Below are 9,878 nucleotides of genomic sequence, written 5' to 3' on the forward strand. Positions count from 1 at the left end.
GGGGAGGGGTTTGGGGAGAGGGGCTTACAAGCCCTTGCGGAAGCGGGTCAGGCCGCCGAAGCTGCCGACCCAGACCTCGCCGTTCTCGGCGAAGGCCATGGAAAACACGTTGTTGCCGAGCAGGCCGTCCTGCTCCGTAAAGGTCGTGAAACTCTTGCCGTCATAGCGCACCAGACCGCGGTTGGTGCCGATCCACAGCGTGCCGTCCGGCGCCTTCTTCAGCATGAAGATGTGATTGGACGGCAGACCGTCGGCGACCGTGAAGGTCTTCATCTCCTTGCCGTCGAAGCGCGACAGCCCGGCGCCCCAGGTGCCGGCCCACACGGCGCCGTCGTTGTCCACAGCGATGGAGATGACGTAGTTCGGGTTGTAGGCCGTCGTGACGTCGCCCAGTCCCTGCTCCTGCTTCTGCTGGGCGTGGTGGCGGGACTGCGTGCCGGGGTCGTTGTTCAGCTCGCCCTGCCCCTTCACCGCCTCGGCCTTGGCGCCCAGGCCCTTGGCGTGGGTCCAGTTCTCCCACTTGCCGTCCTGGAAGCGGGCCAGACCGCCCTCGGTCGCCAGCCAGATCTCGCCGTTCTTGCCCTCGGCCAGACCGTACACCCAGTCGTTCGGCAGGCCGCCGCCGGTGGAGGCCACGGTGTGCAGCTCCCAGGCGTCGATGTCGTCCATCTGGCCGCCCTTGATGCGGTTGGCGCCGGACCACGTGGCGATCCAGACGTCGCCGCTCTTGGTGCGCAGCGCGCCGTAGATGAAGGCGTCGCCCATGCCCTCGGGCACGTTGTAGCCGCGCCACGCGCCGGTCTTCACGTCGAGCACCGACAGGCCGCCGCCGTAGGTGCCGACCCACAGCTCGTCGCCGAAGCGTTGCAGGTAGAAGATGCCGTTGGACAGCAGGCCGGACTTGTTGTCGTAGACGACGTACTTGTCCTCGGAGATCGTGTAGCGGATCACGCCGCCCGACGAGCCGACCCACAGCGTGTCGCCGTCCGACCACAGCGCCTTGACGTTGCGGTTGCCCATGCGGAAGTGGTCGTAGTCGCGCAGCGTCGCGTGCGGGGCGGCCGCGCCGGGCGCCACTGCGCCAGGCGGCAGCGGAACCTGCGGAGCGGCACCGGGGGCCGCCGTGTGGGGCGACACCGCGTGGGGCGACGCAGCCGCAGTCGCAGGGGCTGCCGGAGCCGCGGGAGCCGCCGGGGCGGTCGCCGCCGGGACCGGGGCGGCGGGGGCCGGCGCCTGCTGACGGCCAAGCTGGTAGGCACCCACGGCGACGACGGCAACGGCGGCGCCGGCGGCGATGAGGACGTTCCGCATGGACTGGATTCCGTTCACTGCTTGCGGTGGAGAAGGTGGCTGACGCCACCCAGCGTGCCGAACCACGCGCTGCCGTCCGGGGTCAGGGCGATGGCGTAGACGTTGTCGTTCAGAAGGCCGTCCGCCTTGGTGTAGGTGACGAACCGCTTGCCGTCATAGTGGCTGACACCGTGGTTGGTGCCGAACCACAGGCCGCCCTCGGCGTCCTGGGCGATGGAATAGACGACGTTGCCGGCGAGGCCGTCCGCCGTGCTGAACGACTTCCAGGTCTTGCCGTCGTAGAGCGAGACGCCGCCGCCCCAGGTGCCGAACCAGACGCCGCGGCCGGTGCTGTCCACCTTCACCGAGAAGACGTAGTTGGGGTTGTAGGTCTCCTGCCCGGCCGCTTCCAGCGCCAGATCGTGGCGCGAGCGGGTGCCGAGGCCGGTGTTGGCGCTGCGCGGCAGGTTGCCGGCGTTCTCGGCGCCCAGGCCGTCCTTGTGCGTCCAGGAGGTCCAGGTCTTGCCGTCGTGCATGGTCACACCGCCTTCGGTGCCGAACCACACCTTGCCCTCGGCGTCGATGTCGATGCCGTAGACCCAGATGTTGATCAGCTCGCTGCGGTAGGTGGTGAAGGCGCCGGTCTTCGGGTCGACGTAGTTGGCGCCGTCCCAGGTGCCGATCCAGGTGCCGCCTTGGCGGTCGAAGGCGAAGGCGTAGACCCAATAGTCGGCGAGGCCGTGCATGGGGAAGTAGACCTTCCACTTGCCGTCCTTGTCGTAGGTGCTGGTGCCGCCCGCGTTGGTGCCGAACCAGACCTTGCCGTTGGCGGCCGGGTCCGGGGACACGCCGATGGCGAAGACGTACTCGTTGGCGAGGCCCTGCTCACGCGTGAAGGTGTTCTTCGGGGCGTTGCCCTTCAGGTCCACCTCCAGCACGCCGACTGAGGTGCCGACCCACAGCGAGTTGCGGCCGGGGTCCATCGCCAGCGAGCGAACGTACGCCCGCTCGCCGACGTTGAAGCTCTCGATAGCGGCCGGAGACGCCGTCTTGGTCTGAGCGGACGCGCTCCCCATCGCCGACAGGAGCACGGCCCCCGCGGCAAGCATCCGATGAAAGCGGCGGTGCGTCGTCAAGACAGCGTCTCCTTGAGCTTTAGCGAGCCAGCGTGCGGACGTAGGCCAGCGCCGAGGCCATCTCGTCGGCGCTCAGCTGACCCTGCCACGCCGGCATGATGTTCAGGCCGTTCTTGATCGAGTTCAGCAGCGCGCCATCCGGCTTCTCCAGGCGCTCGCGCTTGGCGAAGTTCGGGGCGCCGGGGATGGTGGCGACACCGTCCGGGCCGTGGCAGGCGGCGCAGTTGGTCTCGTACACGCCCTTGCCGGCGGCGGGGTTGGCGGCGTTGGCGGCGTTGGCGGCCGACACGCTCATCAGGACGACGGCAGAAGCGAGCAGGAACGTACGCATAGTCAGAGTTCTCCGTTGCTGGGCAGGTTGTCGCCCGGAAGCGGCGCGCTGCCGCCCCGGACGTTGGCCGCACAGTCGCAATGATCGTGCCACCCGTCGCCCCGCAGTTGCGGCAGTGGCCGCCCGTGCCCAGGCGGCCACCATACACGATTCCTTCCCGTTTCCGGGAATTCCGCTCTTACTTCTTGGCTTCCTTCAGCTCGCTCGCCGGACGCGGCACGCGGGCTTCCGCCGTGCTCGCCGGGCGGAAGACGTCGACCTTCGGGAAGAACTGGTCGACCACGTACACGCGGCCGTCCGACTTGTCGACGGTGATGCCGGCCGGCAGCATGAACTCGCCGCCCACACCGCTGGCGCCGCGGCCGCCGACGTCGAGCAGCAGCTTGCCGTCCGGGCCGAAGATCTGGAAATTGCCGAACGCCGCGTCGGTCACGTAGACGTTGCCCTCGCGGTCGGAGGTGATCGCCTTCGGACGGGCGAACTGGCCCGAGCTGCGGCCGATGTCGCCGAACGCCTTGACGAACGAACCGTCGGCGGTGAATTCGCTGACCCGGAAGTTGCCGCCGTCCACCACATAAATATGGTCGTTGGCGACGCTATAGGTGACGGAGAGCGGCAGGTTGAGCTGCCCCGGCGCCGAACCGCGGGTGCCGATGGTGCCCAGTTCCTTGCCCGCGGCGTCGAACATGACGATCTGGTGCTTCTCCGAGGTGACCCCGCCGGTGTCCACCACGTAGATGCGCGACCCGTCCTTGTTGACGGCCACACCGCTCGGCCGTTGCAGGGTGCCGCCGATGGAGTGCGCGTACTTGCCCTCGGCGTCGAAGATGACGATACGCTTGCCGGCGTTGTCGCAGACGTAGAGCTGGCCCTTGCCGTCCGTGGTCATGTCCAGCGGCTTGGCCAGCGCGCCGACGCCCTGGTCGGCGATCGTCGAGTACTTCTTGGCGCGCATGTCGAAGACATGGACGCGGCGCGCGATGGTGTCGCCGACGTACACCTTGCCATCGAAGGCGGCAACGCCCCAGGGCTTCTGCAAGGAATGGCCGGCGGTGGTCTCGCCGGTCGCCATGCGGCGCAGCCGCTGCTGCTGCGTCTCTTCCATCAGGTCGCCGGACCCCGTCAGGGTCTGCTCCCAATAGAAGCGCGCATCGTCGGGCGACGGCCAGACCAGAGTCTGTGCGCTCTGCTTCTTCTGGTCGGTCGCGCATGCCCCCAAAGTGAGGGCCAATGCGGCTGCCATGAGGGAACCGGCGATCCGCCGGCCTATTTGTTGTGGCAGGTTATGCATAGCTCGCTCTGCTCCACGCGTAGGAAGGGGACGACGTCGGGCTGATGGACATCATGACAGGTCGCGCACTCGACCTGATTGTCGAACAGCTTGACGCCATTACGGAAAGTACCGTCACGACCGGGTGGATGGTAGTCCTCGTTGCCGAACAGGCCGGGGTATTTGATGCCCACGGGATGATCGTCCATGAGATTGCGACCGATTACTACGGCATCCATTTTGTGCGCGGTGACACCGTCGTGACATTGGGTGCATCGATCGAGGCCGCCGCCCTTGTCCAGCTTCATGTGCAGCGGCGAATCGTCCTTGGTGGACCAGCCTCCCGGCTTGCTCACCACCATATCGACCGCCATCGTGCCGTCGTGGCAGGACAGGCAGAGGAGGCTCTGCGGGCCGAGCTGGCCCGGCTTCACCTTGGCCGAGCCGCTCTCGTAGCGCTGGTAGTCCTCCTGATTGGAGAAGTACCGGTTCCAGTCCTTGTAGCGCTCGTCGTCGTTGAAGGCGTTCGTCGCCTTGGCGTCGGCCGGCAGGTGGCAGTAGATGCAGGGGTCGCGGTAGTTGTTGAACGCCAGCCCGGTCATCGCCTCGACCTTGGCGCGGGTGTTCAGCGCCGTCAGGTCGTGCTTCGAGCCGACCAGCGTACCGGCCAACGCGGGCACCGCACCAAGCATGAGCAGGGCGGACGCGATCCGCATGAAGGTCGTCACAAGGCCACACCCGCGCCGGAGTTTCGGGTGCCCCCACGGCATCGCCGGGGGACGGGATCAGGCGTTTTTTCAAGCAACCCGCGTGCCAGTGCGTGGCCCATTTCTTGCTCTAGCGGCGGCATCGATCCGGGAGTAACGTTCCCCGGCGCCGCCCCCTATGGCACGACTACGAGGAAGCGAGAATGCGGTCCCTGTCCCTGGCAATCATCGCGCTGTCCCTGCTGGCATCGGCCGCGCACGCCCAGGAAGGCGACGGCCGCAAGGCAGCGTCGCAAAAGATCACGGGAATGCAGGACTACACCGCGTACTGCACGAGCTGCCACGGCAAGGGCGGTGCGGGCGACGGCCCCGAAGCGGCGACTGCCGGGCAACCGGTTCCCAACTTCACGACGCCGCAGGCGGTGGTGCGCTATCCTTACGACCGCATGCGCCGCGGTGTCGAATCGGCGCACGCCGAGGCGGCCCGCACGGCTTGGAAATCCCTATCGGAGGAACGTTTGTCGGCGGTGGTTTCCTACATGCGGGAAGCCTTCATGCTGCCGGCGCAAACCGAAGACGCCAGCCGTGGCCGCGCCATCTTCGCCAGGACCTGCTCGGTCTGCCACGGCGACAAGGGCAACGGCGCCAGTTGGGCGAAGAACAGCCTGAACCCCTCGCCTTTCGATTTCACGTCGACGAAGGCAAAGGAACTGTCGCGCCGGCACATGATCAACACCGTCACCTATGGCAGCCCGAAGACGGCCATGATGGGCTTTTCGACGAAGCTGTCGCGCAGCGACATCGCCGCCGTCGTCGATTATGTCCGCGGCACCTTCATCTACCCGGCCGCCATTCCCGAAAACGGGAAGGATGACGCCCCGGTTGCCAAATCGGAGAACCCCGCGCATCCCCAGATGCCGGCCCAAACGCCGGCCCAGCCGCACGCCCAGACGGCCGCCCTGCCCCCGGCGGGCGGTGGTAAGGAGGGCGGGTCCAAGACGGCAAAGATCATGCACAGCGTCGGCCCGGCCGACCTGTCGCTGCCGATGCCCAACCAGCTCGCCGGTGACCGCGCCGCCGGCAAGGCGATGTTCGATGACACCTGCGCCACCTGCCACGGCAAGGAAGGCAACGGCGAGGGGCCGCGCGCCTACTTCATCAACCCGCGCCCGGCCGACTTCCAGCAGCCGCAATACAAGGCTGACCTCAACCGCCCGACGCTGTTCAAGGCGATCAGCGACGGCGTCGTCGGTTCGGAGATGCCCGCCTGGTCCAAGGTGCTGACCCCGCAGCAGATCGCCAACGTCGCGGAGTACGTGTTCACCGCCTTCATCCAGCCCGACGCGCCGCCGGCCGCCCCGCAGTGGACCCCCGGCGCTACGCCGGCCCCGGCCGCCGCTCCGCAAGCCGCGCCGCCGGCCCCGGAGCCCGACGCAAAAAAAAAGCCGTAGCGGCGCCTGAGGTCGAGAGCGGGCGGAAGGTCTACAATTTCCGCTGCTACTTCTGCCACGGCTACAGCGGCGACGCGAAGACGGTGGCGGCGCAACAGCTCGACCCGCCGCCGCGCAACTTCGTGCAGTCGCCCGGCCTGACGCTGGACAAGATCCTCTCGACGCTGGAACACGGCGTCTCGGGGACGGGGATGAAGAGCTTCAAGAACGTCCTCTCGGCCGAGGAACGGCGCGACGTCGCCGTCTTCGTGCTGGAGGAGTTCGTCCGCCGCGGCGCCCCCAACACCGCCTACCACACCGTCGAGAACGGCTGGCCCGACCACCACGCGAAGTACGCCGCCGCCTACCCGTTCGTGCGCGGCGGCGCCTCGCTCGACACGCCGCTGGACACGCTGGACAACACCGCCCGCGCCGGACGCGCGCTGTTTCTCGACAGCTGCATCACCTGCCACGAGCCCAGGAACACCGCCAACCCGACCATCGAGGCGTTCCCGCTGTCGCACATGGGCACGGTGGTGCGCGGCAAGGAGGTGGACGCCATCAGCCACGCCAGCACCTACGCCGGCCACGACGTGCCGCCGGTGATCGAGGGGCTGAACGCCCAGGAGACGAAGGGCAAGGCGATCTACGACCAGAACTGCGCCTTCTGCCACGCCGCCGACGGCACGGCGAAGAACTGGATCGGCGCGTTCCTGCAACCGCACCCCCGCAACTTCACCGACATCACGCAGGTCGCCGAATTGGACCACGCACGGATCGAAAAGGCGGTGCGCCGCGGTTTGGCGAACACGTCTATGCCGGCGTGGGGTGCCGTGCTGTCGGACGAGGAAATCGCCGCGGTCATTTCCTATGTCGAGCGCGCCTTCCTCACCCCCACCCGCGCCGCCGCCCGCGCCGAGGCCGAACGCCTGGACGCGAGGCCGGCGCGGAAGCGCTGACGTCCCGGATTCGGCAAAACGCGTCCCCGATTCCCGGAAACGGAAGCGTGGCCATACTGCTCCCACACACGAACGGCAGCCGATCCGCCGCTCCCGAATTTGGCTTAATTGTTGCTTTGTCTGCCACGGGCAGGCCGCCTCCACCGGCTTGCCATCGCTGGGAGAAGGCAGATGCACGCCATGAGCCTCACGGATCAGCCCCGTCCACTCGCCGACGCGAACCTCGCCCGTGTGCGGGACGTGCTCGAACCGCTCGGGCGCGAGCAGAAGGCGCGCCTTCACCAGCTCATCCGCGACGGCCACCTGGACAACCAGTCGCTGGGGCCGCACGTCGCCAACCTGCTGCTGGAGATGCTGAACGGCCGCCGCACCGAGCACGCCCGGCGCCTGTGGACGGGCTGGTTCGACCCGATCCTGCTGCGCGATGACTACAGCATCCGCGCCGAAACCCGCCTGCCCGCCAGCATGCACATCATCGATGCCGGCGCGTGGTGGTTCGCGCTGTCGCAGCACATGGAACACAACGTCGCCCGCATCCAGCGCACGGTCACCAAACAGGCCAACGACAAGCCGCTGGACGAGATCTTCGCCTCGCCGGCCGCACAGCGCATCGCCGAGGATCTGCGCAAGGAATCCCTGGCGGTCATCGCCGCCGTCAAGCCGAAGGCGACCGAGCGCGCCAAGTTCCTCGCCGACGCCAACATGCAGCGCAAGTCCACGCTGGCCAGCCGGAATTGCCGCGCCACGCCGCCGCTGACCGCCTCCGATCTCGACACGCTGGAATTCCTGCTGACCGTCGCCCCGGCGTGGCGCGATCTGGCGAAGCCGGCCCCGGCGACCAACCTCGCCACGCTGACCGACTATGTGCTGACCGCCACCGAGGAGCGCCGCCCCGGCGCCGAGGGCGCCATGCTGCTGGTGGTGGCGCACCTGCACGCCAAGCGGAACCCGGCCGCGGCGCTGGAGATCCACCACACCTTCCCGCAGACGCTGACCCGCGACTGCATCGTCGCCCACTTCCAGCTGGCCGCCCAGGTCGCGCGCGAGTGGATCGAGGAGCACTACCTGAACCGCGCGCCGACGCGCACGCCGCCCAACAGCGGCGACATCGAGGTGCTGACAGAAAACGTCTTCGCTTGGTACGACGCGCTGCACGCCCTGGGCATCGACGAAAGCGACCGCCATCTGGCGGGCATCCGCGACGCCTTCGGCCGCTTCATCAACGCGGTGGAGCTGGAACTGGTCCCCTCGGTCGGCCAGCGCCTAATGACGATGACGCGCTTCTCTTCGCCGGAACCGCTGCTGGAGCGCATCCGCTACGTCGCGTCCTTCAAGGCGCGCCTGAAGCCGCGCGGCTTCGCCACCGCCATCAAGCCCTGGCAGCCGAGCATCGCCCAGCACCTGTCCGGCCTGTTCCGCGACCTGACCGGCGCCGGCCAGCAGGCCGACCTGCCACGTCTCGGCAAGTTGGCCGAGCTTATGGAGCTGATCGGCCACCCGATTGAGGTCACCGCGCTGGACGGCTCGCTGATCCGCATCGTCGAGGAGGCTCTGGCGCAGCGCCAGCGCTTCAGCGACGAGGAGTCCGGCCTGATCGACCGGCTGCTCACCACCGCCAGCGACGAGCGCCGCCGCTGCCGCTGGTGGGTGTCGCCGGAAGTGATGAGCCTGCTCAAGACCGCCGACCGCACCGGCTGGTACCGCCGCCCCGGCGCTTAAGCCGGATGAAACGCCCCTACTCCTTTTGCTCAGCCGCCGGGGCAGGCTTTCTTAGGACTTGGTTAATGTCGATCAACCATACCTTCGAACGTTAGACGGCCGAATTCTGGACGGCCATCGGATATGGAAGCCATCTCCATGACCCTGCAACTCTCCGCCCTGCGGCAGCAACGGCCCCTTCAGCCGGTTCCGATGCCGACCCCCGCATCGGCCCGGCGCCCGGTGCTCCGGCCCGTGGTGGGGCAGTTTGGGTTGGTGGTCGGCGACGACGTGTTCGCGCTGGCCACCGAGACGGTGACGGTGGCGCGCGACGAGGCGCTGTTCTACGAGGGCGACGCCGCGCGCAGCGTCTACCGCGTGGTCGAGGGCATGGTGCGCATCAGCATCCTGTTGCCGGACGGGCGGCGGCATGTCGTGGATTTTTTGCAGGCCGGCGACATCGTCGGGCTAGCGGCGGGCGACAATCACACCCACACCGCCGAAGCGGTGACCCCCACGACGCTGAGCCGGATGCCGCGCAGCCGGCTGGACGCCGCCATGGACCAGCGCCCAGCGCTGGCGCGCAAGCTGTTCGACATGATGCAGGCCGATCTGGTCGCCGCGCATGAGCGCCTGCTGCTGCTCGGCCGCAAGAGCGTGACGGAGCGGCTGGCATCGCTGCTGATCATCCTGCGCGACCGCCAGCCGGCCGACGAGGCGGGGTTGTGCCGGGTGCCGTTGCCCATGGGGCGGATGGACATCGCCGACTATCTCGGCCTGACCATCGAGACGGTGTCGCGCACCTTCACCAAGCTGCGCTCCGGCGGGCTGATCAGGTTGTTGGACACCTATACGGTGGAGATCCTCGATCCGGAGCGTCTGGCGGAGATCGCGGCGGGGCGGTGAACTTCCCTATTTCGTCATGGCCGGGCTTGACCCACGGCTGTCCGGTTAAGTTTTGTGGACGAGGCGCAGGGCATTGATTCTACTCGTGTCCAGACGTTGGCGCGTCTCCCGGACACGAAAACGGAGTCAACACCGTGCGTCACCACAATAG

The 9,878-nt window shown here is 67.9% G+C and carries 9 protein-coding genes; 4 read left to right on the plus strand and 5 right to left on the minus strand.

Translation table 11 applies throughout. From position 1 onward, the window contains the following. Window positions 1-24: 24 nt before the first annotated feature. The 5 genes from ACSVDD_RS06520 to ACSVDD_RS06540 form a co-directional block, all read right to left on the minus strand. Window positions 25-1,311 (minus strand): ligand-binding sensor domain-containing protein, encoded by a 1,287-nt coding sequence (locus ACSVDD_RS06520; protein WP_448188478.1) that lies wholly within the window; start codon window positions 1,309-1,311, stop codon window positions 25-27. Between the two features lie 14 nt (window positions 1,312-1,325). Then, window positions 1,326-2,426 carry a ligand-binding sensor domain-containing protein gene (locus ACSVDD_RS06525; RefSeq protein ID WP_448188479.1) on the minus strand — a complete coding sequence of 367 codons (1,101 nt, stop codon included), beginning with the start codon at window positions 2,424-2,426 and terminating at the stop codon, window positions 1,326-1,328. A gap of 19 nt (window positions 2,427-2,445) precedes the next feature. Further along, on the minus strand, window positions 2,446-2,757 hold the full coding sequence (locus tag ACSVDD_RS06530; protein ID WP_448188480.1) for a c-type cytochrome: 312 nt from the start codon (window positions 2,755-2,757) through the stop codon (window positions 2,446-2,448). A gap of 178 nt (window positions 2,758-2,935) precedes the next feature. Further along, window positions 2,936-4,000, minus strand: coding sequence for an NHL repeat-containing protein (locus ACSVDD_RS06535; RefSeq protein WP_448188481.1), 1,065 nt, complete (start codon window positions 3,998-4,000; stop codon window positions 2,936-2,938). Window positions 4,001-4,023: 23 nt separating this feature from the next. Then, the gene (locus ACSVDD_RS06540; protein WP_448188482.1) at window positions 4,024-4,743 is read right to left on the minus strand and encodes a cytochrome c3 family protein; all 720 of its coding nucleotides are present in this window, start codon (window positions 4,741-4,743) and stop codon (window positions 4,024-4,026) included. Between the two features lie 194 nt (window positions 4,744-4,937). On the opposite strand from ACSVDD_RS06540, the gene ACSVDD_RS06545 reads away from it, so the two are divergent. The 4 genes from ACSVDD_RS06545 (at window position 4,938) to ACSVDD_RS06560 (ending at window position 9,727) form a co-directional block, all read left to right on the plus strand. Then, a complete protein-coding gene (locus ACSVDD_RS06545) occupies window positions 4,938-6,185 on the plus strand; it encodes a c-type cytochrome (RefSeq protein ID WP_448188483.1) in 1,248 nt (415 codons plus the stop codon). After that, window positions 6,098-7,123: a c-type cytochrome gene (locus ACSVDD_RS06550; protein ID WP_448188484.1), complete on the plus strand. Its 1,026-nt coding sequence runs from the start codon at window positions 6,098-6,100 to the stop codon at window positions 7,121-7,123. The genes ACSVDD_RS06545 and ACSVDD_RS06550 overlap by 88 nt, the downstream gene beginning before the upstream one ends. A 180-nt stretch (window positions 7,124-7,303) precedes the next feature. Next, complete coding sequence (locus ACSVDD_RS06555) at window positions 7,304-8,842, plus strand: hypothetical protein (protein ID WP_448188485.1); 1,539 nt, start codon at window positions 7,304-7,306, stop codon at window positions 8,840-8,842. 138 nt (window positions 8,843-8,980) lie between these two features. After that, on the plus strand, window positions 8,981-9,727 hold the full coding sequence (locus ACSVDD_RS06560) for a helix-turn-helix domain-containing protein (RefSeq protein WP_448188486.1): 747 nt from the start codon (window positions 8,981-8,983) through the stop codon (window positions 9,725-9,727). Window positions 9,728-9,878: the final 151 nt, after the last annotated feature.

The sequence above is a fragment of the Azospirillum terrae genome, from assembly GCF_053470425.1.

Excerpts from the sequence above, each read along its gene's own strand:
- ACSVDD_RS06560 (WP_448188486.1), top strand. The coding sequence starts at position 8,981 with ATGACCCTGCAACTCTCCGCCCTGCGGCAGCAACGGCCCCTTCAGCCG.
- ACSVDD_RS06540 (WP_448188482.1), bottom strand. The coding sequence starts at position 4,743 with ATGCGGATCGCGTCCGCCCTGCTCATGCTTGGTGCGGTGCCCGCGTTG.
- ACSVDD_RS06530 (WP_448188480.1), bottom strand. The coding sequence starts at position 2,757 with ATGCGTACGTTCCTGCTCGCTTCTGCCGTCGTCCTGATGAGCGTGTCG.
- ACSVDD_RS06520 (WP_448188478.1), bottom strand. The coding sequence starts at position 1,311 with ATGCGGAACGTCCTCATCGCCGCCGGCGCCGCCGTTGCCGTCGTCGCC.
- ACSVDD_RS06555 (WP_448188485.1), top strand. The coding sequence starts at position 7,304 with ATGAGCCTCACGGATCAGCCCCGTCCACTCGCCGACGCGAACCTCGCC.
- ACSVDD_RS06545 (WP_448188483.1), top strand. The coding sequence starts at position 4,938 with ATGCGGTCCCTGTCCCTGGCAATCATCGCGCTGTCCCTGCTGGCATCG.
- ACSVDD_RS06535 (WP_448188481.1), bottom strand. The coding sequence starts at position 4,000 with ATGGCAGCCGCATTGGCCCTCACTTTGGGGGCATGCGCGACCGACCAG.